The sequence below is a fragment of the Kitasatospora sp. NPDC051984 genome (assembly GCF_044593455.1).
Classification (GTDB): domain Bacteria; phylum Actinomycetota; class Actinomycetes; order Streptomycetales; family Streptomycetaceae; genus Kitasatospora.
Genome location: NZ_JBIUCB010000011.1, coordinates 2,115 through 26,426 on the forward strand (window position 1 = coordinate 2,115; position 24,312 = coordinate 26,426).

Annotated in this window: 15 protein-coding genes and 1 pseudogene; 9 read left to right on the forward strand and 7 right to left on the reverse strand. The window is 71.6% G+C overall.

All coding sequences use genetic code 11. The features are described from left to right. Positions 1-133 precede the first annotated feature (133 nt). Positions 134-1,171, reverse strand: a complete 1,038-nt coding sequence (trpS, locus tag ACIHEI_RS21745) for a tryptophan--tRNA ligase (protein ID WP_396607753.1) — start codon at positions 1,169-1,171, stop codon at positions 134-136. Between the two features lie 752 nt (positions 1,172-1,923). Between trpS and ACIHEI_RS21750 the strand changes: the two genes are divergently transcribed. Further along, a complete protein-coding gene (locus ACIHEI_RS21750) occupies positions 1,924-2,322 on the forward strand; it encodes a hypothetical protein (RefSeq protein ID WP_396607754.1) in 399 nt (132 codons plus the stop codon). Between the two features lie 111 nt (positions 2,323-2,433). On the opposite strand, the gene ACIHEI_RS21755 is transcribed toward ACIHEI_RS21750, so the two are convergent. Beyond that, positions 2,434-2,994 (reverse strand): NUDIX hydrolase, encoded by a 561-nt coding sequence (locus ACIHEI_RS21755; protein ID WP_396607755.1) that lies wholly within the window; start codon positions 2,992-2,994, stop codon positions 2,434-2,436. A gap of 128 nt (positions 2,995-3,122) precedes the next feature. On the opposite strand from ACIHEI_RS21755, the gene ACIHEI_RS21760 reads away from it, so the two are divergent. Beyond that, the gene (locus ACIHEI_RS21760) at positions 3,123-4,052 is read left to right on the forward strand and encodes an ATP-grasp domain-containing protein (protein WP_396607756.1); all 930 of its coding nucleotides are present in this window, start codon (positions 3,123-3,125) and stop codon (positions 4,050-4,052) included. A 73-nt stretch (positions 4,053-4,125) separates the two neighbouring features. Here ACIHEI_RS21760 and ACIHEI_RS21765 read toward each other — a convergent pair whose 3' ends face one another. Further along, positions 4,126-7,836: an ABC transporter ATP-binding protein gene (locus ACIHEI_RS21765; protein WP_396607757.1), complete on the reverse strand. Its 3,711-nt coding sequence runs from the start codon at positions 7,834-7,836 to the stop codon at positions 4,126-4,128. 222 nt (positions 7,837-8,058) lie between these two features. Then, positions 8,059-8,721 carry a TetR/AcrR family transcriptional regulator gene (locus ACIHEI_RS21770; RefSeq protein ID WP_387647237.1) on the reverse strand — a complete coding sequence of 221 codons (663 nt, stop codon included), beginning with the start codon at positions 8,719-8,721 and terminating at the stop codon, positions 8,059-8,061. 130 nt (positions 8,722-8,851) lie between these two features. Here ACIHEI_RS21770 and ACIHEI_RS21775 point away from each other — a divergent pair, with 130 nt between their 5' ends. The 4 genes from ACIHEI_RS21775 to ACIHEI_RS21790 all read left to right on the forward strand — a co-directional run bounded on the left by ACIHEI_RS21775 (position 8,852) and on the right by ACIHEI_RS21790 (position 15,155). Further along, positions 8,852-10,567 carry a carboxyl transferase domain-containing protein gene (locus tag ACIHEI_RS21775; protein WP_392946846.1) on the forward strand — a complete coding sequence of 572 codons (1,716 nt, stop codon included), beginning with the start codon at positions 8,852-8,854 and terminating at the stop codon, positions 10,565-10,567. A gap of 94 nt (positions 10,568-10,661) precedes the next feature. Then, entirely contained in the window at positions 10,662-12,914 is a 2,253-nt protein-coding gene (locus tag ACIHEI_RS21780) for an acetyl/propionyl/methylcrotonyl-CoA carboxylase subunit alpha (RefSeq protein ID WP_396607758.1), read from the forward strand. Next, positions 12,911-13,906 carry a hydroxymethylglutaryl-CoA lyase gene (locus ACIHEI_RS21785; protein ID WP_396607759.1) on the forward strand — a complete coding sequence of 332 codons (996 nt, stop codon included), beginning with the start codon at positions 12,911-12,913 and terminating at the stop codon, positions 13,904-13,906. The genes ACIHEI_RS21780 and ACIHEI_RS21785 overlap by 4 nt, the downstream gene beginning before the upstream one ends. A gap of 58 nt (positions 13,907-13,964) precedes the next feature. Beyond that, positions 13,965-15,155, forward strand: a complete 1,191-nt coding sequence (locus ACIHEI_RS21790) for an acyl-CoA dehydrogenase family protein (RefSeq protein WP_387647247.1) — start codon at positions 13,965-13,967, stop codon at positions 15,153-15,155. Between the two features lie 94 nt (positions 15,156-15,249). Here ACIHEI_RS21790 and ACIHEI_RS21795 read toward each other — a convergent pair whose 3' ends face one another. The 3 genes from ACIHEI_RS21795 to ACIHEI_RS21805 all read right to left on the reverse strand — a co-directional run bounded on the left by ACIHEI_RS21795 (position 15,250) and on the right by ACIHEI_RS21805 (position 18,855). Next, a complete protein-coding gene (locus ACIHEI_RS21795) occupies positions 15,250-16,050 on the reverse strand; it encodes a hypothetical protein (RefSeq protein WP_396607760.1) in 801 nt (266 codons plus the stop codon). Positions 16,051-16,740: 690 nt separating this feature from the next. Further along, positions 16,741-17,076 carry a hypothetical protein gene (locus ACIHEI_RS21800; RefSeq protein ID WP_396607761.1) on the reverse strand — a complete coding sequence of 112 codons (336 nt, stop codon included), beginning with the start codon at positions 17,074-17,076 and terminating at the stop codon, positions 16,741-16,743. A 1,269-nt stretch (positions 17,077-18,345) separates the two neighbouring features. Then, positions 18,346-18,855: a universal stress protein gene (locus tag ACIHEI_RS21805; protein WP_380483760.1), complete on the reverse strand. Its 510-nt coding sequence runs from the start codon at positions 18,853-18,855 to the stop codon at positions 18,346-18,348. A 1,005-nt stretch (positions 18,856-19,860) separates the two neighbouring features. On the opposite strand from ACIHEI_RS21805, the gene ACIHEI_RS21810 reads away from it, so the two are divergent. The 3 genes and pseudogenes from ACIHEI_RS21810 (at position 19,861) to orn (ending at position 24,311) form a co-directional block, all read left to right on the forward strand. After that, on the forward strand, positions 19,861-20,832 hold the full coding sequence (locus ACIHEI_RS21810; protein WP_396607762.1) for an HAD family hydrolase: 972 nt from the start codon (positions 19,861-19,863) through the stop codon (positions 20,830-20,832). Between the two features lie 1,119 nt (positions 20,833-21,951). Continuing rightward, positions 21,952-23,026: pseudogene (locus ACIHEI_RS21815) on the forward strand (helix-turn-helix domain-containing protein); the annotation flags it as partial. A 682-nt stretch (positions 23,027-23,708) separates the two neighbouring features. Next, positions 23,709-24,311: an oligoribonuclease gene (gene orn, locus ACIHEI_RS21820; protein ID WP_387647258.1), complete on the forward strand. Its 603-nt coding sequence runs from the start codon at positions 23,709-23,711 to the stop codon at positions 24,309-24,311. The last annotated feature ends 1 nt before the right edge of the window (position 24,312 follow it).

The following is a 24,312-nucleotide window of genomic DNA, read 5'->3' on the forward strand; positions in this document are numbered from 1 at the left end:
GCGGCCCCCCCCCCCCGGGGGGGCCCCCCCCCCCCCCCCCCCCCCCCCCCCCCCCCCCCCCCCCCCCCCCGGGGGGGGGGGGGGGGGGGGGGGGGGGGGGGGGGCCCCCCCCCCCCCCCGGCCGCGGGGCAGGTCAGAAGGTGCCCATCGCGGTGCGGACTTCGGTGAGGGTGCGGTCGGCGATGGCGTTGGCGCGGGCGTTGCCGGTGTGCAGGACTTCGCGCAGCTGGGCACGGTCGGCCGCCAGCTCGGCGCGACGGGTGCGCAGGGGGCGGAGGTATTCGTTGACGGCCTCGGTGGCGGTGCGCTTGAGCCGGGCGGCTCCACCGGAACCGATCTCCTCGGCGACGGCGTGCGGGTCGCGGTCCTGGCAGAGGGCGATCAGCAGCACCAGGTTGGAGACGCCGGGGCGGGTTTCGGGGTCGTAGCTGATGTGCCGGTCGTTGTCGGTGACGGCGCCGCGCAGCAGTCGGGCGGTCTCGTCCTCGTCGGCGCCGAGGGCGACGGCGTTGCCCCGGCTCTTGCTCATCTTGCCGGCGTCGGTACCAAGGAGCAGCGGGGCCTCGGACAGCAGGGCCTGCGGTTCGGCGAACAGCGGGGTGTAGCGGTCGTTGAAGCGGCGGGCGATGGTGCGGGTGGTTTCCAGGTGCGGCAGTTGGTCCTGGCCTACCGGAACCAGGTCCGCCTTGCAGAACAGCAGGTCGGCGGCCTGGTGGACGGGGTAGGTGAACATCAGCCCGCTGACCGCGGACTGCCGGGAGTGGGCGATCTCGTCCTTGACGGTGGGGTTGCGGGAGAGTTCGGCGACGCTGATCAGGCTGAGGAAGGGCAGCATCAGCTGGTTGAGGGCGGGGACGGCGCTGTGGGTGAAGATCGTGGTGTGGTCGGGGTCGACTCCGGCGGCCAGGTAGTCGAGGACCAGGTTCTCCGCGTGCTCGGCGATCCGGTCGGCCCGGTCGCGGTCGGTGATCACCTGGTAGTCGGCGATCACGATCATCAACTCGAGTCCTTGGGACTGGAGTTGGACCCGGCTCCGGAGTGTGCCGAAGTAGTGGCCGAGGTGCAGCGGTCCGGTCGGGCGGTCGCCGGTCAGGATGCGGTGGTGGCCTTCGGCGCTGGGGGCGATCAGCGGGTTGGCGGTGCGGGGTGCGGTGGCCGTGGTGGCGGTCATGGCGGGAGTTCTCCTCGGTCGCGATGGTGACCGCCCGCCGGGGTGGGCCCAAGTCCGTCGGAGATGATCGCGCCGGGGCCGCCCGTACGGACGGCCCTGGAGTCATGCTTGGGGATCGGCCGTCCTAGGACGGCCACCAACGCAGGCATGACGTGAGAGACATGCGCCCACCCTAACGCGGCGGCCCGGTCGGCGAGACAGATTTCCGGCAGGACGGGACGGAACCGCCAGGCTGTCCAGACACGTCCCTTGGCCCGGCACGCACTGGTGGTGCAGGATCGGGCGAGCCGAGAATCCGGAGGGTTGCAGCCATGACCTCGCTCGACCAGAACGCGCCGAACCGGCCGAACGCGGACACCAACCGCGCCGCGGCAAGCGCGAATTCGGCGGGCCCCGGTTCGGAACACGGCTCGGGCCATGGCTCGGCACCGTCCGGGTCGGACCCGGGCGGGTACTCGGACGCCGACGCGGACGGTCACAGAGCGCCGGACAGCCGCGACGGGATCCACGTAGGGCTGCCGATGGTGCCCGGGCCGGCCCGCGAAAGCAGTGGTCTCGGGGCGGCAGATGCCGAGGGCCTGGTGACGGGTGGGGCTACGGGCTCTCCTGGGTCGCTCGGTTGGTCGTCGGGGGTCTGGGGCGGGGGCCTGGTGGCGGGGCGGGTGCGGCCACCACGGCGGCCGACGCCTTCGCGGCGGCTGAGCCAGGTACGGGCCGTTCCGCCTGCGTCGGCACCGCTCGGTGGCGCGGCGGTGGACGGGCCGGTCGCCATCTCGGTGGAGACCGCGCCGGTGGCCCCGGTGGGTGTGCCGATGGGTGTGCTGATCGGTGGGTCACCCGGGCTGCTCGACAGTGCCGCCCCCGGCGTGGCCCGGGTCGTGGAGCGCCGGGTGTCCGCCAAGTTGCTGCGGTTCGGCGCCGGGACCTGCCAGGTGGTACTGCCCGAGTGGCGGTCTGCCATCGCGGTGTCGGTTTCCACCGAGCAGTTGCAGCGCTCGACCGGGATGACTCCGGAGGAGCTGCGTTCCGCCCTGCTGTCGGTGGTGATCAACCCGGAGGCGGTGCACGACCGTGAACTGGGGCTGCGCGACTGGCAGGCCGAGGTCCCGGCGGCTCGCGGACGCCGGAGGGGTCGGCGCCAGGTCCGCTGATCGGGCTCGATCGGCATCAGCGTGCGGGTGCGGGTGGTCGGGGGCGGCTCCTCTCTACGGGCTGGCGGGGTTCGGTGCGGCTGGGGTTGGGTGCGGCCGCAGGCCCCTCCGTCAGCTGCTGCGGGTTGTGGTGTTGTTGGGCACGTAACCGAGGTGAACCGGAACGATCGGACCGGGTACCGCGGCGCGGAGTGCGGCGAGCAGGGCCGGCAGGTTCGGTGGCCAGAGTGGATCGGTGTCCGGTGCTGCCAGCTCGGTTGGCGTCCACCAACGCCACCCGAGGATGCCGTCGACACGGTGGACTGCCGCTACATCTCCGGGCTCACGTCGCGGGCCGTGAGTCAGGAATATGTGCTCGTGCTGGCGGACGGGCGTGCCGTGCCAGGTGAAGTCGTGCTCCCAGGTGCAGAGGAGTTCACCGGGCCGGAGGTCGGTCCAGCCGGTTTCCTCGTGCAGCTCGCGGAGCGCTCCCTCGGCGGGCGTTTCGCCTGCCTCCAGGCCACCGCCCGGAGCGTTCCAGTGCACCCCGATCTCGGAGTTGTCCGATCGGAACAGGAACACCTCGCCCTCCGGTGAAACCACCACCGTTCGCGCCGCTCGACGGGGCATCCGTTCGCCCTTGGGCCTGTGACGTCCTGTGATCCATCGCACACGGAAAGCCTGGCAGCGCAACCGCCGGACTGTCGATCGAATTTTCGGCCACAGCGACGGGCGCGGTGCGGGCGTGTGGAGCAGAATGCCTGGTCAACGCCAGGCCAAGGAGAGCGCCTCCACCGATCGGTGGACCTAATCTGAGCCCCATGGTCGACCCCATCGTCATCCTTCCCTCGGACCCGCTCCTGCCGCGTCGGACGGACCCGCACTTCGCCTGGGAGGCCGGGCTGGTCCGGGCCGCCGGCGGCAGCACGGCGCTGCTCGACCACGACGCCCTGCTGGCCGGGGATGCCGAGGCCGCCGTCCGGCGCGTCCCCGTCAGGTCGGGACCGCTCTGGTACCGGGGCTGGATGATTCCCGTCGCCCGGTACGCCGAGCTGGCCGAGGCTCTCGCCGACCGTGGCTGCGCGCTGCTGACCGGACCGAACGAGTACGCCACCGCCCATGAACTGCCCGGCTGGTACCGGACTTTCGAGCCCGTGACCCCCGCCAGCGCCTGGCTGCCCGGCACCTCCTGGGACCGTCCCACCCTGGCTGCGGCCGCTTCCGCTCTCGGCGGGCGCGGCCCCGCGATCGTGAAGGACTACGTCAAGTCCCGCAAGCACGAATGGCACGAGGCCTGTTACGTGCCCGAGTTGGCCGATGTCGACGCGCTGGCACGCGTGGCGGCACGGTTCGCCGAGTTGCAGGGCGAGTTCCTCGCGGGCGGGCTGGTGCTTCGCCGCTTCGAGTCCTTCGCGCGCACGACGGACGGCCGGTCGGAGGAGGCGCGGGTCTGGTGGCTGGACGGCGAACCCGTGCTGGTCGGGCCGCACCCCGACTGCCCGGCAAGCCGGGTCGAGCCCGACCTGTCCGCCGTCCGCCCGCTGGTGCGGGAGTTGGGGTGCCGCTTTGTCACCACCGACCTGGCGCGACGGGCCGTGAGCAGTAGCGGTGCTGGCGGGGCGGGCGGCGCCGAAGGCGGATGGCGGGTGGTGGAGGTCGGGGACGGTCAGGTCAGCGAGCTGCCGTCCGGGGTGGATGCCGCGGCGCTGTTCCAGGCGCTGTTGGGTGCCGTGCAGGCTGCGCGGTTCTGAGGGGACCGGCCCCGATTCCGGGCGGCCCCCGGGCCCGGCGGTGTGCCGGGCCCGGGGGCCGATTCCGAAGTGATCAGCCGAGTACCGGGGCGGGGTGCCCCTCGGCGATGAAGGCCTTCCACAGCTTGGCGTAGGTGCCGTCGCGGTCGAGCAGTTCGGTGTGGGTACCGTCCTCCACTATTCGTCCGTGGTCGAGGACGACGATCCGGTCGGCGCGTTCGGCGGTGGTGAGCCGGTGGGCGATGACCAGGGTGGTGCGTCCGCCGCTGAGCCGGTCGGCGGCGTTGTTGACGGCGGCTTCGGTGGCGAGGTCGAGAGCGGCGGTGGCCTCGTCGAGGAGCAGGATGTCGGGGTTGACCAGCTCGGCCCGGGCGAGGGCGATGAGCTGGCGCTGGCCTGCTGAAAGGTTTCGGCCTCGGGGGGCGACGGTGTGCTGGTAGCCGCCGGTCAGCCGGGTGATCATGTCATGTGCTCCGACCGCCTTGGCCGCGTCTTCGACTTCGGCGTCGCTCGCTCCGGGGCGTCCGTAGGCGATGGCATCGCGGACCGTCCCGGCGAACAGGTAGGCCTCCTGCGGGACGACACCGAGCCGGTGCCGGTAGCCCTCCAGGTCGTAGGCGGTCAGGTCGGTACCGTCGACCCGGACGGTGCCGCCGGTGGCGTCGTAGAACCGGGCGACCAGTTTGACCAGGGTGGACTTGCCCGCGCCGGTCTCGCCGACCAGCGCGACGGTCTGACCGGCGGGTATGTGCAGGTCGATTCCGGCGAGCACCTCGGGGTTGCCCTCGCCTCCACCGTTGTAGGCGAAGCTGACGTTTTCGAAGTCGATCTCGCCGCGCAGCGCCCCGACCGCAACAGGCTGTTCGGCCTGGGGCGTGCTGGTGGGCGTACGCAGCAGTTCGCGGATCCGGCCGAGGCCGACGGCGGCCTGCTGGTAGCCGTCGAAGATCTGCGAGAGCTGGTTGACCGGGGCGAAGAACAGGTCGATGTACAGCAGGTACGCGACCAGGGCGCCGATGGTCAGAGTGCCGTGGTCGACCCGGGTGGCGCCCGCGATCAGGACCAGGGCGGAAGCGACGCTCGACAGGAACTGGACGAACGGGAAGTACAACGAGATGTACAGCTGGGCCTTGGCCCGGGCGTGCCGGTAGGCGAGGCCGCGTTCGACGAACCGGTCGGTATTGGCGCCCTGGCGGCGGAACGCCTGGACGATCCGCATGCCGGCGACGTTCTCCTGCAGGTCGGCGTTGACGGTGCTGATCAGATCGCGGGAGACCTGGTACTGCTGGGCGGACTTCTTGCGGAACACCAGGGTGGCGATGATCAGCAGCGGCAACACCGTGAGGACCACCAGGGCGAGGCCGGGGTCGATCACGACGAGGGCCACGAAGATGCCGAAGAAGGTGAACACGCTGACCACGGCGGTGACCACACCGGTCTGCAGGAACGAGGATATGGAGTCCACGTCCGTCGTCATGCGGGTCATGATCCGGCCGGTCAGCTCGCGCTCGTAATAGTCGAGACCGAGCCGGTTGAGGTGGGCGAAGATCTTCAGCCGCAGGGTGTAGAGGACACGCTCGCCGGTGCGCCCGGAGACCGTGCTCTCGGTGGCCTGCACCAACCAGTCGAGCAGGACGACGGCGAGGGCCAACAGGGCGGCGACCGCGACGCCGCCGATGGCAGCCTTGCTCACGCCGTCGTCGATGCCGTGCCGGATCAGCACCGGCAGAGTCAGGCCGGCGGCGGTGTCCAGCGCGACCAGCAGCAGCGCGAGCAGCAGGGGGCGGCGGAACGGGGCGAGCAGCCGGGCCAGGTTGAACCTGGGGTCGGCGGTCTCGGCCTGCTCGACCGGGACATCGGGGGTGTCGGTCGCGGGTGGCAGGGCGGCGACCTTGGCGAGCATTCCGGCGTCGGCGGCGGGCTTCTCGGCGACCGCGGAGGTGTCCGCGTTCCGTGCGGGTTCCGTGTCCTGTACGGACTCGGCGGCGGGCGCGGCCAGGGCGTCCGGGTCAGTGATCAGCGACCGGTAACGCGGACAGCGGGCGGTGAGTTCCTCGTGGGTGCCGATGTCGATCAGCCGGCCGGCTTCCAGCACGGCGATGCGGTCGGCGAGTTGCAGGGTCGAACGGCGGTGCGCGATCAGCAGGGTGGTGCGGCCGGCCATCACGCTGTCCAGCGCGTCGTGGATCTCCGCCTCGATCTGCGGGTCGACCGCGGAGGTGGCGTCGTCGAGCAGCAGGATGCGCGGGTCGGTGAGGACGGCACGGGCCAGGGCGATGCGCTGGCGCTGGCCGCCGGAGAGTGTGAGGCCCTGCTCGCCGACCTTGGTGTCGTAGCCGTCGGGGAGCCCCTGGATGAACCCGTCGGCCTGGGCGATCCGGGCAGCGGAGAGGATCTGCTCTTCGGTGGCCTCGGGGTGGCCGTAGGCGATGTTGGTGCGGACCGTCTCGGAGAACAGGAAGCTCTCCTCGGGCACGATGCCGATGGCGGCGCGCACCGAGTCGAGGGTGGCTTCCCGCAGATCCTGCCCGAACAGTCGGACAGTGCCGGAAGTGGGGTCGTAGAACCGGGGCACCAGCTGGGCGACGGTCGACTTGCCGGAGCCGGATGCGCCGACCAGGGCCAAGGTCTCCCCCGGCGCGATCTTCAGGCTGAGGCCGTCCAGCACCGGGACGCCGTCGGGGACACTGCCCGGCTCGGGGTGCTCCTCGGCCCGGTAGTGGAAGCCGACCCGGTCGAGCTCCAGCGCCGGGGTGCCGACCGGGGCCGCGTCCGGGGCGAGGGGCCGCGCGTCCGGCGTCTCGGCGACCAGCGGGCGCTGGTCGATCAGCTGCACGACTCGTTCGACACCGGCACGGGTCTGCTGGGCGACGGTGATCACCATGGCGAGCATCCGGACCGGGGCGGTCATCTGTGCCAGGTAGGTGGAGAAGGCGACGAAGGTGCCGAGGGTGACATCGCCCCGGACGGCCAGCCAGCCACCGACGGCGAGCACCGCGACCTGCCCGAGTGCGGGGACCGCCTGCATGGCCGGGGTGTAGCGGGCGTTCAACCGGATCGAGCGCAGCCTGGCGGCGAACAGCTCCCGCGAAACCCGCTCCAGCTTGCCGCGCTCCTGGGCCTCCTGGCCGAAGCCCTTGACGACCCGAACGCCGCCGACCGCGGCATCCACCACACCGGCGACCTCGGCGGCCTGCTGCTGGGCGGCCCAGGTGGCAGGGAAAAGACGCTTGCGGCTGAGCGTGGAAAGCCACCACAGGGCCGGGGTCATCACCAGCGCGATCAGGGTGAGCGGCAGCGACAGCCAGAGCATGACCACCACCGACATGCCGAACATCAGGGCGTAGCCCGTCATCATCGGAATCATCGAGAGCAGCCCGGTGACCAGTTGCAGGTCGGAGGTGGCGCGGCCGACCACCTGGCCGGTGTCCAGCCGGTCCTGGCGGTGCCCGTCGAGCCTGGTCAGCGACCGGAACAGGTCAACGCGCATGTCGTGCTGGACGTCAAGCGCGAGCTGCCCGCCGTAGTAGCGCCGGACCTGCGTGCACAGGAACACCGCGGCGGCCGCGACCAGCAGCAGCACCGCCCAGGGCATGAGCGGGCGGCGGTGCGTGGTGATCACGTCATCGATGATCAGCTTGGTGATGAGCGGGACGATCGCGGTGATCGCCATGCCGACGAGTGACGCCCCGAAGGACAGCAACAAGTTGCGGCGGTAGCGCCAGCAGTAGCCACCGAGCCGGCGGAGCCAGCCTTGCTCTGGGAAACCATGAGTCTCGGGCATATTTAGTGATGCTAACCATTCGGCCGATTGGGCGTCCATCGGATTCGAAGGGCGCATAGGAGGCTGAACGACCCGGGGCCGCGCTTCCTTCCCGTCTACAGACTGCCCGCAGCACGCGGTGGTGCGCCTCCAACGATCGGCTACTTCTGGATCGTCCGATCGTCCTAGGCGGGGGTGCAGCCAGCTTCAGCCCGGGCCTCGACCTGCCCGTAAACCCACAGGTCAGACGACTGAACGCGGTTCCACGACCGCTGCGGAGGCTGCTACGAACGCCCCCTGGGCCAGCGCGCGCAGCAGTGCCGCCATCGCCTCCCGGGACAGGCCGGTCCGCTCGGCGGTGAGGTCCGCCGGGGCGGCCTGCGGCGCAGCGCTGTGCGGGGTGGAGTTCAGCAGACCGAAGACCGCGTGGACGGCCGCGCGGGCGGTCGGCTCCGCCTCGGCGACGGCCAACGCGGCGAAGGCCTCGCGCACCACCGTGACCCACAGCTCGACGTAGCCGCGCTGCAGTCGGCGGACCCGGCGGCGGTCCTCTTCCTTGAGGTGGAGCAGTTCACGGTCGTGCAGGATGATCAGGTCGCGGTCGTCCAGCGCGAAGTCGATGTGACCGTCGATCAGGGAGTCCAGCGCGGCCTGCGGCCCGGCGGCCGCGCCGACCCGGCGGCGGCCCTCGTCCAGCAGGCGCTCGCTGATGCCGACCAGGAGATCGGCGAGCATCGCGTCCTTGCCCGCGAAGTGCCGGTACAGGCCCGGTCCGCTGATGCCGACCGCCTTGCCGATCTCGTCCACACCGACGCCGAGGAAGCCGCGGGCGGCGAACAGCCTGGCGGCCTCCTTCCGGATCTGGTCACGGCGTGGGAGCACGGGGGCGGCGGGGCGGTTGGGCATGCTGCCCATCGTAGACAGTCGGGTTATCGGTGGTTAACCTGGCGGCAGAGTTAACGCTCATTAACACGGGCTGGCCGGCTCGCCCTTCGGCCTGCCCGGATCCGAATCCGAGGGCAAGGGAGCTCTTGGGATGGTCCCCTCTTCGGCACCGACCTCATCGTGGTCTCCGGCTTCGCCGCGAAGCGCTGCCGCATCCACACCGCTGGTACCGCTGTTCGGCGCGGCCGCCGCACCGGCGCCCCGACTGGAGAGCGCGGTCGATCCGGCATCACCTGCCGGACTCGCCAACGCGCAGGCCCACCGGGAGCTGGTCGCCGAGCTGCGCGACAAGCTCGCCGCGGCGGCGCTCGGCGGCGGCGAGAAGGCGCGCGCCAAGCACACGGCCCGCGGCAAGCTCCTGCCCCGGGACCGGGTGGACACCCTGCTCGACCCCGGTTCGCCCTTCCTGGAGCTGGCCCCGCTGGCGGCCGACGGCCTGTACGACGGGGCCGCCCCCGCCGCCGGCGTGGTGGCCGGCATCGGACGGGTCGCCGGGCGCGAAGTCCTGGTGGTGGCGAACGACGCCACCGTCAAGGGCGGCACCTACTACCCGATGACGGTGAAGAAGCACCTGCGCGCGCAGGAGGTGGCCTTGGAGAACAGGCTGCCCTGCATCTACCTGGTGGACTCGGGCGGCGCCTTCCTGCCGATGCAGGACGAGGTGTTCCCCGACCGCGACCACTTCGGCCGGATCTTCTACAACCAGGCGCGCCTGTCCGCCGCCGGGATCCCGCAGATCGCGGCGGTGCTCGGCTCGTGCACCGCGGGCGGGGCCTACGTTCCGGCGATGAGCGACCAGGCCGTGATCGTCCGCAACCAGGGCACCATCTTCCTCGGCGGCCCGCCGCTGGTGAAGGCCGCCACCGGAGAGGTGGTGACCGCCGAAGAGCTCGGCGGCGGCGACCTGCACTCACGGACCTCCGGCGTGACGGACCACCTGGCGGAGGACGATGCGCACGCGCTCTCCATCGTCCGCACCATCGTGGCCGGGCTCGGCCCGCGCACGGCAAAGCCCTGGCCGCTCGCCCCGGTCGAGCCGCCCGCGGTCGATCCGGCCGGCCTGTACGGCGCCGTGCCGGTGGACCCGCGCACCCCTTATGACGTGCGCGAGGTGATCGCCCGGCTGGTCGACGGCAGCCGCTTCGCCGAGTTCAAGGCCGAGTACGGCACCACCCTGGTGACCGGGTTCGCCCGCATCCACGGACATCCGGTCGGCATCGTCGCCAACAACGGCGTGCTGTTCGCCGAGTCCGCGCTCAAGGGCGCGCACTTCATCGAATTGTGCGACCAGCGGGGCATCCCCCTCCTCTTCCTGCAGAACATCACCGGCTTCATGGTGGGTCGCCAGTACGAGGCCGGCGGCATCGCCAAGCACGGCGCCAAGATGGTCACCGCGGTGGCCTGCACCCGGGTGCCGAAGCTGACCGTGGTGATCGGCGGTTCGTACGGCGCGGGCAACTACTCGATGTGCGGACGGGCCTACTCGCCTCGCTTCCTGTGGATGTGGCCGAACGCGAAGATCTCCGTGATGGGCGGGGAGCAGGCGGCCTCCGTGCTGGCCACGGTCCGACGCGACCAGTTCGAAGCCCGGGGAGAGGACTGGCCGGCCGAGGCCGAGGACGAGTTCAAGCGCCCGGTCCGCGAGCAGTACGAGCGGCAGGGCAACGCCTACTACGCCACCGCGCGACTGTGGGACGACGGCGTGATCGACCCCATGCAGACCCGTACCGTGCTCGGCCTGGCGCTCACCGCCTGCGCCAACGCCCCGCTCGCCGAACCCCGCCCGTACGGGGTCTTCCGAATGTGACGCCCCACTGGAGGGCCGAGCCACGAACCGGTCACCGCTCCTGATGCATCGTCAATTCGCTCACCCGTTCTTCTCGCAACGGAGGCACACCTCCATGTTCGACACCGTGCTCGTCGCCAACCGCGGCGAGATCGCGCTGCGGGTGATCCGCACCCTGCGGCGGCTGGGCGTGCGCTCGGTCGCCGTGCACAGCGACGCGGACGCGGACGCCCCGCACGTCCGGGCCGCCGATCTGGCCGTTCGACTCGGGCCCGCCGACCGGAGCGACAGCTCGGCCGCCGAGACGTACCTGCGCACCGACCTGATCCTCGACGCCGCCCGCCGAACCGGCGCGCAGGCCGTCCACCCCGGCTACGGGTTCCTCGCCGAGAACCCCGCGTTCGCCGAGGCCTGCACGCAGGCCGGGCTGGTCTTCATCGGCCCGCCGCCGGCTGCGGTGGAGCTGATGGGCGACAAGATCAACGCCAAGGAGGCCGTTCGGGCCGCCGGAGTGCCCGTCGTCCCCGGCAGTGAGGACGGCGCGCCCAGCGACGAGCAGCTGATCGAGGCGGCGACCCGGATCGGCTACCCGGTGCTGCTCAAGCCCTCGGCCGGCGGTGGCGGCAAGGGCATGCGCCTGGTCCGCGACCCGGCCGAGCTGCCCGCCGAGCTCGCCGCCGCCCGCCGGGTGGCCCGCACCGCGTTCGGCGACGACACCCTGTTGCTGGAGCGCTGGGTGGACCAGCCGCGCCACATCGAGGTGCAGGTCCTGGCCGACACCCACGGCCGAACCGTCCACCTCGGCGAGCGCGAATGCAGTCTCCAGCGCCGCCATCAGAAACTCATCGAAGAGGCTCCTTCCGTCCTGTTGAACGCCCCGACCCGGGCCGCGATGGGCGCGGCCGCGGTACGTGCCGCCGAAGCCTGTGGTTACACCGGCGCCGGCACGGTCGAGTTCATCGTTCCCGGCGGGAACCCCGCGGGACCCGGCGCGGACGACGTTCTCGACTTCTTCTTCATGGAGATGAACACCCGCCTCCAGGTGGAACACCCCGTCACGGAACTGGCCGTCTCCGTCAACGGCCCCGATGGCCCGCAGCGGCTCGACCTGGTCGAGTGGCAGCTGCGCGTCGCCGCGGGCGAAGACCTGTCCTTCACACAGTCCGACATCTCCTTCCTGGGCCACGCGATCGAGGCCCGCATCTGCGCCGAGGACCCGGAACGGGACTTCCTGCCAACCGGCGGCGAGGTACTGCTACTGGACGAACCCTCGGGTGAGGGCATCCGGGTGGACTCCGGAATCGCACCCGGCGACCGGATCGGCAGCTTGTACGACCCGATGCTCGCCAAGGTGATCGCGTATGGGCCCGACCGTCCCACTGCGATCCGTCGACTGCGGGCCGCGCTTGCCGAGACCCGCATCCTGGGCGTCACCACCAACACCGGCTACCTGCGCCGGCTGCTGGCTCAGCCCGAGGTGACGGCAGGTCGGCTCGACACCGGCCTGGTGGAACGCAGCGCCCAGCAGGACCCCTCCCAGCTGAGCTCTCCGTACACCCGACCCGAAACGATCGACCTGCTCTACTTCGCCGCCGCACTGGTGCGACAGCTCGAACTCGGCCACGCCGGCGCCTCCGACGGCTGGACCGATCCCTTCTCCCTCCCTTCGGGATGGCGACTTGGCGGCGAGGCCGCATGGACCACGCACCGGCTCCGGCTTGCCGGCCACGACCCGGTTGCCGTGCGTTGCCGAATGACTACCAGCAGTGAATTCGAGAGCGCTATCGGTTTTTCCGCCGCAACCGCCCCCGAGTGGGAGGTCCGGCTCGACGAGGGCCCGGCCCGGAAGGCCCGCGCGACTCGGGACGGAAACCTGCTCCGCCTTGCGGTTGACTGCCTGCAGGCCACTTTCACGGTCGCCGAGGAGCGCACCGCCGGGGGCATCACGCACTGGCTCGGCGTCGACGGAGACGCTTGGCCCGTTCACCCGTTCGATGCAATCGCCGAGCGCGCCGCCGCCGGCTCCGCCCACCACGGCACCCTCACCGCTCCGATGCCCGGCACCGTCACCGTGGTGAAGGTCGAGGCCGGCGAACGCGTCAGCCGCGGGCAGGCGCTACTGGTCCTTGAGGCCATGAAGATGGAGCACGTCATCTCCGCGCCGCACGACGGCACCGTCGAGGATCTCCGGGTCACCGCCGGCGCGACCGTCGCGATGGACGAGCCCCTGGTGGCGGTTGCCCCCGACGACGAGGAAGCCACCACCACCATCAAGACGGAGGCCGAACTCAGCGCCGGAGCGGGAGCCCACACCACCGCCGGGGCGGAAGCCGACCCCACCGCGAAGCTGACGGAGGCTGCAGGATGACCACCACTCCCGACCGGGCCGCCCCTGAGCCGACCGTGCTGGAACTCGGCCTGCCGAATCCTGTGCGCGACCCCGAGCTGCCCGCCCGAGTACGAATCCACGAGGTCGGCGCACGCGACGGGCTGCAGAACGAGGGCGGTCTCGTCCCGGTGGAGGTCAAGGCCGAATTCATCGCCCGGCTCGCCGCCGCCGGGCTGCGCACCGTCGAGGCCACCAGCTTCGTCCACCCCAAGTGGGTACCGCAGCTGGCCGATGCCGAGGAGCTGATGCCGCGGCTGGCCGAACTCCCCGCTCGGTACCCGGGCCTGCGTCTGCCGGTCCTGGTGCCCAACGAGCGCGGGCTGGATCGGGCGCTGGCCCACCACGCCGGCGAGGTCGCCGTGTTCGCCAGCGCCACCGAGACATTCGCCCGGCGCAACCTCAACCGCTCGGCGGACGAGGCGATGGCCATGTTCCGGCCCGTGGTCGAACGCGCCACGGCCGCGGGCGTCCCGGTGCGCGGCTACCTGTCGATGTGCTTCGGCGACCCGTGGGAGGGGCCCGTCCCGATCCCCCAGGTGGTCCGGCACGGCCTGACGCTGCTGGAGATGGGTTGCACCGAGCTGAGCCTCGGCGACACCATCGGCGTCGCGACCCCCGGTCAAGTCAAGGCACTGATCGACGAATTCACTCGTTCCGGCGTACCGATCGACCAGGTCGCGGTGCACTTCCACGACACCTACGGGCAGGCGCTGGCCAACACGCTGGCCGCGCTCCGCTCTGGGGTGACGGTGGTGGACGCCTCCGCCGGCGGCCTCGGCGGCTGCCCGTACGCCAAGAGCGCGACCGGCAATCTGGCGACCGAGGACCTGGTCTGGATGCTGCACGGCCTGGGCATCGAGACCGGCGTCGACCTGGCGGCGCTCGCCGACACCAGCGGCTGGATGGCGCGCCACCTCGGTCGCCCCAGTCCCTCGCGGACCGTCCGCGCCCTGCTCGGGCCCACGGCCTGAGGTCCGACTCAACAACCCCCACCCGGCCCACCAGGCCTCGATCCCGGGAGGATCACCCGTGCTCGACCACCGGCTGAGCAGTGACTACGAGGAACTCCGCCGCACTGTCGCGGAGTTCGCCAACGACGTGGTTGCGCCGAAGATCGGCGAATACTACGAGCAGAATGAATTCCCGTACGAAATTATTCGGGAAATGGGACGGATGGGCCTGTTCGGACTGCCCTTCCCCGAGGAGTACGGCGGCATGGGCGGCGACTACTTCGCGCTCTGCCTGGCCCTGGAGGAATTGGCCCGGGTCGATTCCTCGGTGGCAATCACCCTGGAGGCGGCGGTCTCGCTCGGCGCCATGCCGATCTACCTCTTCGGCACCGAGGAGCAGAAGCGCGAGTGGCTGCCGAAGTTGACGTCCGGCCAGATGCTCGGCGCGTTCGGCCTGACCGAGCCCGAGGGTGGCACCGACGCGGGTGGGACGCGCACCACCGCGCGCTACGACGCGGCCACCGACGAGTGGGTGATCAACGGCAGCAAGTGCTTCATCACCAATTCCGGAACCGATATTACCGGGCTGGTGACCGTCACCGCACTGACCGAACCGATCGCACATTCGAGTGACGAGGGCGTAAATAGCTCGCCCACGAGGGAAATCTCCTCCATTATCGTTCCCACTGGAACCCCCGGGTTCCAGGTGTCGAAGAAGTACTCGAAGGTCGGGTGGAACGCCTCCGACACCCGCGAACTGTCCTTCACCGACTGCCGAGTTCCTGCGGCCAACCTTCTCGGTCGCCAGGGCCGCGGCTACGCCCAGTTCCTTCGCATCCTCGACGAGGGCCGCATCGCCATCGCGGCCCTGGCCACCGGCCTGGCCCAGGGATGCGTCGACCAGTCACTGTCCTACGCCGGCACCCGCCGCGCCTTCGGCCGGCCGATCGGCGCCAACCAGGTCATCCAGTTCAAGCTCGCCGACATGGAGATGCGCGCACACACCTCCCGCCTGGCCTGGCGGGACGCCGCCTCCCGGCTGCTGCACTCCGAGCCCTTCAAGAAGGAGGCAGCCATTGCCAAGCTGTTCGCCTCCGAGGCTGCGGTCGACAACGCTCGCGAGGCGACCCAGATCCACGGCGGCTACGGCTTCATGAACGAGTACCCGGTCGCCCGGTTCTGGCGCGACTGCAAGATCCTCGAGATCGGCGAGGGCACTTCCGAGGTCCAGCGCATGCTGATCGCGCGCGAGCTCGGCGTGAACTCCTGAACCTCACACTGACACAACCCTGCTGACGGCTCAGTACCTGCGGGAGCGTCCGGACCTGTCGTATCCCGGATCCACCGGCAGGTCGGTCCGCCGGTCAAGGTTGAAACAGCGGCAGAGCCGACGTCCTGGTGTCGGTGTCGATCTGGTCGTAGCGCTCCAACGCCAGTTGGAACGCGGTCGGCTGGATCCGCACCGCGCCGGAGAACGGCCCGCTCATCACCGCCACCATGCTCACTCCGAACGCCACGGAGGCTCCCACGAAGCACATCAGCATCAGATTGCGTGTGTTGGCCATCAGGCCGATCACCGACGGCGTGGCCAGGACGAACACCGCGCCCACCAGTAGGCCACCGATCGCCACCACCGGCACGGACGCACGAATATCACCCAGTCGCGCGTTCCGCATGGAGTTGACGTCGGACAGGCTACGCAGCACATCGGTCCGCGCGCTCGTCGCCGCTGCGGTCTGCACCGTCGCGTGATCGACTGCGGCCCGCACCTCGTCGACCGCCTGCCAGGCGGCCTGGCTACCGACGTCGTGCTGCATCGCCTTCCACTCGTCGTCGATCACTACCCTGGTGTAGTTCCGTAGCCGGTCCCGCACCAGCGACCGGTCGGCGGCCGGCAGCCCACCGGCGTTCCAGTAGGCCTCCGCGAGAGCCCGTGACTCCTCGTAGGTGTGCTGGCGGGCCGAGTTCAGCTGCTGCCAAGTGCCGGCGATGCTGAAGCCGAGGAACAGCGCGAAGAAGCCGAGGATCGCCGCCCCGGCAAAGGACAGCGCCTGCGGTGTCGTGGACCCCTCCCGCGCCCGCTTGGTCTGCCCCAGCAGCAGACCGATCACCAGCGCGAGCGCCGCGCCCGACACGACGGCGATCGCGACGATCAGCATCGCCACCGCCCGTTCCCACTGCCCAGGGCACCCCGCACCGCACCGGGCCGCCTGCCGTGGACGGTCGCCAACGGCCGGACGGCGAACGCGCCCGCCTGCTGAGCACCGCTCCTTGACTCGACAACAGTTGCGCCATCGACAACCCCGCGCATCGACCGGTCGGCTACCGACCCGCCCCCGGCCGGTCGGATCATCTCTCCGCAGGCGATCACCGCCGCCACCGGCCCCGAACGGAGAACGCTGCCGCCAGCACGCACAGCACAGGAAGGAAAATCACCAACAGCAGCATCATCACCTGGGTGATGCCCCAGGGGTTGTCCTCACCCTCCCGGGGCGTCCGGTCCTCGTCCCCGGCGGCCTGTACCTGCCCGCCCGGCGATTGCCCGCTGCCCGACGCCCTCGATCCGGGGCTCGCACCCGCGAGCGTGCCCTGGTTCTGCCCTGCGGGTACTCCCTCGCTCCGCCCTGCAGTCGCAGCCGAGGTCGGGCCGAGTGCTGCCACCCCACCACTCACCAGGCTCTCGCCGGGGTTCGTCGCGCCGACCCCAACCGGGATTCCGCCAGGCCCAGTTGAAGCGCCGACCGTACCCGGCGCCGCAAAGGGCGAGGCCGGCAGCGCGAAGGCTGTCCCCCCGGGGAGCAGCACCGGTGCTGCTCCCGGCAGGAACGGCGCCAGCAGCTGGCCTGCGGCGGCTGCTACTGCTGCTGCAGGCTGCCCCGGGGCAGCGGCGGCCTGCTGCCCGGGCACGGCCGCAGCAGCCCCTCCGGCCGGGACGGGCACAGGAAGCAGCCCTGCCGGGGCCGCCACCGCTCCAGCAGCTGCGCCGACGCCTCCGGCGCCAGGAATGGCGGCGCCGGGAGCCCCGACCGAACCCGCGCCGGCTCCTGCCCCTGCCCCTGCTCCTGCTCCGGCGCCCGCACCCACGCCTCCGCCAACGCCAGCACCAGTACCCGCACCAGTACCCGCACCCGCACCCGCACCCGCACCCGCACCCGCACCCGCACCCGCACCCGCACCCGGGATCGTGCCACCGCCCGGGGCTGCGCCTCCGCCGGCCGGGGTGGACGCGGTCGGCGCTGTGGTCGTCGGGGTGGGGCTGAGCCCGTCGTAGGATCCGGGGGCGTCGGCGAAGACCTGGCGCGGTGCTTGGCGGTTGCCGTTCGGGTCGACGGTCGCGTCGTCCGCCAGGCCCTGGGCGTGCGCCGTGCCGGTCTGGTGGCCCGGGAGGGCAGTACCGGCTGCCTGGCAGTCGACGCTCTGCCCGGGGGTGAGGGTGTGGCCGCCGTCGGGGCCCGAGCAGCTCACTGGCCCAACATCGGGCAGCCCCTCGACCACGGAGATGTCGGTGATCGGGACATCGCCGAACGCCTCCAGGCGGTACTGGAGTTCAACGGTCCCGCCGACCTCGGCCAGGGCTCTCGACACAGCGCGGCGGGTACTCACGGACGGCGCCACCTCCCGCACGGACCGATGGGCGACACCGGTGCCGGTGGGCGCTCCCACGCGGGTGAGGGCAAGACCGGCGGTGATGCCCAGGTAGCCGGCGGTTGCATCGGCGTGGGCCTGCGGCAGCCGGCCGGGGGGCTCGGTGACGGCCTCGGCAGTGGCGGTGACCTGGACGATTTGGAACCCACCCGTGGCCGTGAACGAGGCGGTGCAGTCGAGGCTGCCGCCCGGCGGGATGCTTCGGCCGGCATCGCATTGGGTTTGGCCGCCCGGCAGTTGAGGATCGTTCAGCAGGAGGTCGGCGAGCTGGTACTCGGCATGGTTGGTGAGGTGGTAGGTCCGGGTGGCCACCTCATCGGCGCGGAGTCGCACGCCGAGGTCGGTACTGGTGTTGGTGCTGACGCTGAGCGTCAGGACGTCGCGCACCTCCCCGCCTCGGGTGGTGCCAGGTTCCGAAGTCCAGGCCCCAAGGACGGTCGGCACCAGTAGGACGGCTCCGACCAAGGGAGACCGGGAGCGGCCAGCAGGCACCGTCGCCACGGCCCGCCATTTCTGAGCTAGTAAGCCGATATGACGATTGGTCACCTACGAATGCTTCACCACGTCCCGGTTCGGCGGCTGACGTGACGCACACCGCGACGCCGGAACGACTCATTCGGCCGTAACCAGCTGCCGGAAATCCCTGTGCCGCGAGCCGTTGCGAGCCCTTGCGAGCCGTCCGGCGCCGCGGGTGGCCGGTTCCTCCCGCCCTCATCCGGCCATGATCCGACAGTCGCGACAGCAGGTGTGGGCGGACGGCCCGGAGGATGCGGCGCGGGACAAGGCGAGGCGGAAACGGGGCGCGGCCGGGTCGGTCAGGGGATGACGATGACCGGACGGTTCGCGCGGCGGGCGAGGCGGCCGGAGACCGAGCCGAAGATCTTCCCGAGCAGCCCGTGGGTGCTGCCGACCACGATGGCGTCCGCGGCGTACTCCCGGCCGACCTCTTCGATCTCGTGGCAGATGTCCCCACCCCGTTCGACCAGGATCCACGGGACGCCGGAGAGGAAGTCGGCGCAGGCGAGTTCGAGGCCGAGGATCTCGGTGCGCTGGTCGGGGAGGTCCACGAAGACGGGCGGCTCGCAGCCGGCCCAGACCGTGGCGGGGAGGCGGTTGGCGACGTGGACGATCACCAGTCCGCACTGGGAGCGGCGGGCCATGCCTACGGCGTAGGCCAAGGCACGTTCGCTGGAGAGCGAGCCGTCGAAGCCGACCACCACGCCGTGCTGGAACTGCGGGTCGCAGGCGCGGGAGCCGTGCTCCTGGAGCTGCGGTTCCCCTTCACCGTCGCGGCGGCCGACGGTCGGACGGGAACTGTCGGTCATCGCGTCCTCCGCAGTGCCGGATCGTGGGGCGGCGGCGGGATCAGCCGCCGGGCCGGGGGTGGCAGGAGTGGGGTGTCCCGGGCCGTCGGGCCCCGGTCGGTCCGGACGGCGCCGGCGGGCCGGGCGTCCGAACACGCCCGCGCGCCCGCCCCTGCGCCCACGCGGGACTGCCCAACTCGTCGAGCTAGAACGGCCGGAGGGGCCAGCGGCGCCCGTCCCGTCGGAACGCTCGGGCACGTCCTCGGCGGCTCGTCCAACCGCGTCACCGCGTCCGCCCACATCACCGCGACCGGCCACATCACCGCGTCCGCCCACATCACTGCGACCGGCCGCGTCACCGCGCCCGCGTCCGTCGGTGCCACCGTGTCCGGCGACGTCTGGGCGGCGTGCCGGGTCGGCTCCCGGCGGGGTGCCGAGGAGCTCGGCGGTGGACCTGTCGTCCCGCGAACTGCCGTGGGCAGAACCGGAAGGCTCTCGACCAGCCATGGCTCAAAACTCTTCAACCTGGATGGGCCTGCACAGGGGGACACGGCGGCGGACCGCCCTGGCCCGGGGGAAGGCACGACCGCGGTGGCGGACCGTTCGGAAACGACTACCACCGTTGGCGACCTGTGCCTTTCAGAGTACGGCGCGGAATGGGCCGCACCCAGCGGCGAAGCCCTCGGTACGACCAGGTTCCCGCTTGTGGGGGAATCACACGCCGGCGTGTGCGCCCCTTCTGCAGCGGGTTCCATGGAGCTTGACCGACGAGCGCCGTACGCGCAACTGGGCAGGCACACAACGTGATCCGACTGTCATCGCCAGAGATCGTCCCTGCCCTGGACGGTGCGGGTGAATGGTCAACCCGGGCCGGGCAAGGCAGTTGGCGGGGCGCGGAAGGGGAATTCGAGTGATCACGGCCCGAGTTGGGGGCGTACCAGCCCGATTCGGCCAATTCGTGGGAATTCGATTCGCCTTTGGCAATTGCCACCTGCATATGGGGCGCCCGCTGGCACCATGCGAGACATGCCGCTGCTCCTGTTCGACCTCGACAACACCTTGCTGCCCAGGGATGCCGCGTTCCGGGCCTGGGCGGAGGACTTCCTCGCCGAGAACGGTCTGCCCGCCGGTGACCTCGACTGGTTGGTCATGCTCGACGGCAGCGGTTACGTACCGCGCAGCACCGTACTGGGCGCGGCAAAGCGTCGCTACGGCCTCGACCGGTCGGTCGAGTCGATGCTCGGCCACTACCGCCACGGCATCAACTCCCATATCAGCTGCCCCGATTCGCATTCGAGCGCGCTACGTGCGGCCCGCGAGGCCGGGTGGACGCTGGGCATCGTCAGCAACGGCGGGACGCTGCCGCAGTTGGAGAAGATCCGGCTCACCGGGCTCGCCGCCCTGGTGGACGGCTGGGTCATCTCGGAGGAGGCCCGCTGCGTCAAACCGGATCCGCTGATCTTCGAAATCGCGGCGCGGCGCTGCGGGTTCCACCCGGTGGGGGACTGGACTGCGCTGACCTGGATGGTCGGCGACTACGGTCCGTCCGACATCGCGGGCGCGGAGGCCACCGGGCTCCGCAGTGTCTGGCTGCACCACGGCCGCCCCTGGGCCGAACGCGGCTACCGCCCGACCGTCAGCGCGCCGGACCTTCCGGAGGCGGTGCGCGTGATCCTCGGCACCGCCGAACACCCCACCGCCGAACACCCCACCGCCGCCCGGCACTTCGCCGCCCGGCACTTCGCCACCGGGGCAGCCGGCCGCAAGCGCCCGCCGCGCACCCGCCTCGCCATCCCGGCCTCCAGGTTGGCCCCGGCCCCCTCCCCCGCCCCGGACGGGCCGAAGGCGCCCCTCGCCCAGCCCGCATCGTTCACCGGGACAGTGCCGCTGATGCCTCTCGAGCCCGCCGCGCCGCCCGTCCGACCGTCCGCCGACCAGGGGCAGGCCCGGCCCTCGGTTCAGGGCCACTGGAGCGATACCTCGGCCGCCGCCGGCTGAGGCGGGAGAGGCGCCCGAACTCCCGCCCGGTGAGGTCGAGTTACCACCAGCCGCAGTCGCCACGGAACCGGCCGCACAGGAGACCGACGGCCCATACGGCCGACGCCACGCCCCAGGGCCGCCCAACACGCCTCCAAACCGCCCGAGTTGGGCCCACGCGGCACCCGGTCGCCCGGCGGCCCGGCAGCGCGCCCCGGAGGGTGCGAGCGGCCCCTCCGCAAGGGGGGTTGGATTCGGACGAATGTGCGGCACGGGCCCCAACGGGGTGGGTCGCCGGAGGGGTTGGCCGACCGATGGCGGTCGTGGGGCGGGTAGGGCCTGTGGGGCTGGAGTGGTGGGAGGGAAATGGGGGGTACGAAGTGACGGAGTGTGAGGTGGGAGGCGGTCGAAGGTGGCCGATTCGGGTTGCGCCGGGGGGCTGACGGGGCGCGGGGATCTTGGCTCAGGTGTGCGCTGTGGCGCATGGGAGGTAGGTTCGCGCCCCCGATTTGAACCGTATGTTTTCGGCCAACTTGCGGGCCCGACCCGCCGTTCGGGCAAAGCCGCAGCACACAGTGGCCGGCGGGTGCGCCGCCGGCGGGTGAATCATGAACAGGTCGTGCGACAACCAGCCACGGTTGTCCGCGCCCCCTTCACAGCGGGGTCGACGGGTGCCACGCTTCGTGATCGAATGCTTCACGCCAAATTGCCATGTCGACATAGCGTCGGATGGTGAACTTGTCACAACAGCAACGGTCCACCAAGTAGATTCGATCTTGGCTCGCAGAGCGGCAGCCGGGACCACCACACCACCGAGGGGGCTGGAGCGCCTTGAGCAGGGTGAGCAGGAGCGACGCGGGTCCTGAAGGCGGCCGCCAGCCGTCGGGCCTTTCCGGTGGTGGAGCGAGACTCGGCAAGTTCGTTGGTGCGGCTCCCGGTTCACTCGGCATCGGCTCGAATGGACATCAGCCCTACAGCAGCAGCGCCACCTTGACTCAGAGTCAGTACGGTGCGACCTCGACCCAGCAGCCCCAGTCCACCACCGCCGGTCATGGCGGTCTCGCCGCCGGACCGTCCAACTCCTCGATCCCTGGCGGCAATTCGGGCGGATCCGACGCGCTCGCCGCCACCGGACCGGGTGTGCTGGGTGCGCCGCGGAAGCTTGCGGGGCGGCGGCGGCGCGAGACGGTCGCGGTGCTGCTGTTCAGTGGGGCACCGATCTTCGAGAGCTCGATCCCGCTGTCGGTGTTCGGCGTGGACCGCCAGGACGCCGGAGTCCCCCGCTACCGCCTGCTGGTGTGCGCTGGCGAGGAGGGGCCGCTGACCACCACCGGCGGGCTGACCCTCACCGCACCGTACGGGCTGGAGGCGCTGTCCCGGGCCGGCACCATCGTGGTGCCCGCCTGGCGTTCGATCTCGCAGCCGCCGCCGGTCGAGGCCATCGCCGCCCTGCGCAAGGCGCACCACGAGGGGGCCCGGATCATCGGCCTCTGCACCGGCGCCTTCGTCCTGGCCGCGGCGGGGCTGCTCGACGGCCGTCCGGCGACCACGCACTGGATGTACGCGCCTACGCTGGCCAAGCGCTACCCGCGGGTGCACGTCGATCCGCGCGAGCTGTTCGTGGACGACGGCGACGTGCTGACCTCCGCCGGTACCGCGGCCGGCATCGACCTCTGTCTGCACGTGGTCCGCAGCGACCACGGTGCCGAGGCCGCCAACGCGCTCGCCCGCAGGCTGGTGGTGCCCAACCGGCGCGGTGGCGGAGGTCAGGCCCAGTACATCGATCAGTCTTTACCTGAAGAGATCGGCAACGACCCGCTGGCCGAGGTGGTCACCTGGGCGTTGGAGAACCTCAACCAGCAGTTCGACGTCGAGGTCCTGGCGGCCCGCGCCTACATGTCGCGGCGCACGTTCGACCGCCGGTTCCGCACGCTCACCGGCAGCGCCCCGCTGCAGTGGCTGATCACCCAGCGGGTGCTGCAGGCGCAGCGGCTGCTGGAGACCTCCGACCTGTCGGTGGATGACGTCGCGCGTCGCTGCGGCTTCCGCTCCCCGGTGGCGTTGCGCGGTCACTTCCGCCGCCAGCTCGGAGTTTCCCCGGCCGCGTACCGGACCACCTTCCGGGCCCGGCGTCCGGCGGCCGGCAACTCGGCGATGCCCTCGGCAGGCGGCCCGGCCGAGCGGGCGGCGGGCGCGCTGGGCGGTCCGGGGGCGGGTCCGGGCGGGCACGGCCAGCAGGGCCAGGGCCCGGCCGGGAACACCGGGGTGACGCATGGTCAGGGTGCAGCGGGCGTGAACGGTCCGGGCACGGGCGGTTCCGGCCTCGGCGGTCCGGGCGTGGGTGGCCCGGCCGGTGCGGCGGGACGGCCTCGGCAGCGTCCGCTGGTGCCGTCGCAGGCCGGTCCGCCGGCGGGGGCGTTCGGTGCGCGGCTGCCGGAACGTCCGGGCGACCCGCGGTACGTCGCCCGCCCGGCCGGTGGCACGGGCGCGGGCGCGAATGCGGCACAGCCGGGTGGCGGCCCGGGCGGGCAGTCGGGCGTCCCGTACCCGAGCGCCCATCAAGGTCCTCCGCCCGCGCATGCGCACGCGCAGCCGTCGCCGGGCCAGCCGGTGCGGCCGAGTGCGGCGTACCCGGGCGGTCGCGGCTCGTCGCCGGCCGACCGGCCCGACCGTTCCCACCTGCTCGACGGTGCGGAGCGCGCCGAGCGGAAGGACCGGCCGGTGGAGCACGCGATCGCGGAGGACCCGGACGGCCAGCAGCCGAGCGCCCGGGGTCAGCGGGTGGCACACCGCCCGGAGACCGAGTCGGAGCGAGGGGCGCGCGGGACGGCGGACTTCGGTCCGGACGGCGCGCGTGCAGTGTCGGGGGCGCGCGACCGCGCCGTAGGCTGAGGGGCGTGAATGACCGCTTGGTATGGATCGACTGTGAGATGACCGGCCTCGACCTCGATCGGGACGCCCTGATCGAGGTCGCCGCCCTGGTGACCGACTCCGAGCTGAACGTGCTCGGCGAGGGCGTGGATGTGATCATCCGCCCGCCCGCCGAGGCCCTGGCGAACATGCCCGAGGTGGTGCGTGAGATGCACACCGCCTCGGGCCTGCTCGACGAGCTCGCGGACGGCCTGACCATGGCCGAGGCCGAGGAACGGGTGCTGGCGTACATCCGCGAGCACGTGCCGGAGGCCGGCAAGACACCGCTGTGCGGCAACTCGGTGGCCACCGACCGCGGCTTCCTGTCCCGGGACATGCCGGAGCTGGAAGGCCACCTGCACTACCGGATAGTGGACGTCTCCTCGATCAAGGAACTGGCCCGCCGCTGGTACCCCCGCGCCTACTACAACAGCCCGCAGAAGGGCGGCAGCCACCGCGCGCTGGCAGACATCCGCGAGTCGATCGCCGAACTCCGGTACTACCGCGAGGCGGTGTTCGTTCCGCAGCCCGGTCCGGACGGCGACACCGCCCGGGAGATCGCTGCCCGCCACCAGGTGCCCACCACCTGAC

Bases quoted from the DNA above. Each gene is read 5' to 3' on its own strand.
- trpS (WP_396607753.1), bottom strand. From the start codon at position 1,171: ATGACCGCCACCACGGCCACCGCACCCCGCACCGCCAACCCGCTGATC.
- ACIHEI_RS21760 (WP_396607756.1), top strand. From the start codon at position 3,123: ATGGTCGACCCCATCGTCATCCTTCCCTCGGACCCGCTCCTGCCGCGT.
- ACIHEI_RS21765 (WP_396607757.1), bottom strand. From the start codon at position 7,836: ATGCCCGAGACTCATGGTTTCCCAGAGCAAGGCTGGCTCCGCCGGCTC.
- ACIHEI_RS21770 (WP_387647237.1), bottom strand. From the start codon at position 8,721: ATGCCCAACCGCCCCGCCGCCCCCGTGCTCCCACGCCGTGACCAGATC.
- ACIHEI_RS21775 (WP_392946846.1), top strand. From the start codon at position 8,852: ATGGTCCCCTCTTCGGCACCGACCTCATCGTGGTCTCCGGCTTCGCCG.
- ACIHEI_RS21780 (WP_396607758.1), top strand. From the start codon at position 10,662: ATGTTCGACACCGTGCTCGTCGCCAACCGCGGCGAGATCGCGCTGCGG.
- ACIHEI_RS21785 (WP_396607759.1), top strand. From the start codon at position 12,911: ATGACCACCACTCCCGACCGGGCCGCCCCTGAGCCGACCGTGCTGGAA.
- ACIHEI_RS21805 (WP_380483760.1), bottom strand. From the start codon at position 18,855: ATGACCGACAGTTCCCGTCCGACCGTCGGCCGCCGCGACGGTGAAGGG.
- ACIHEI_RS21810 (WP_396607762.1), top strand. From the start codon at position 19,861: ATGCCGCTGCTCCTGTTCGACCTCGACAACACCTTGCTGCCCAGGGAT.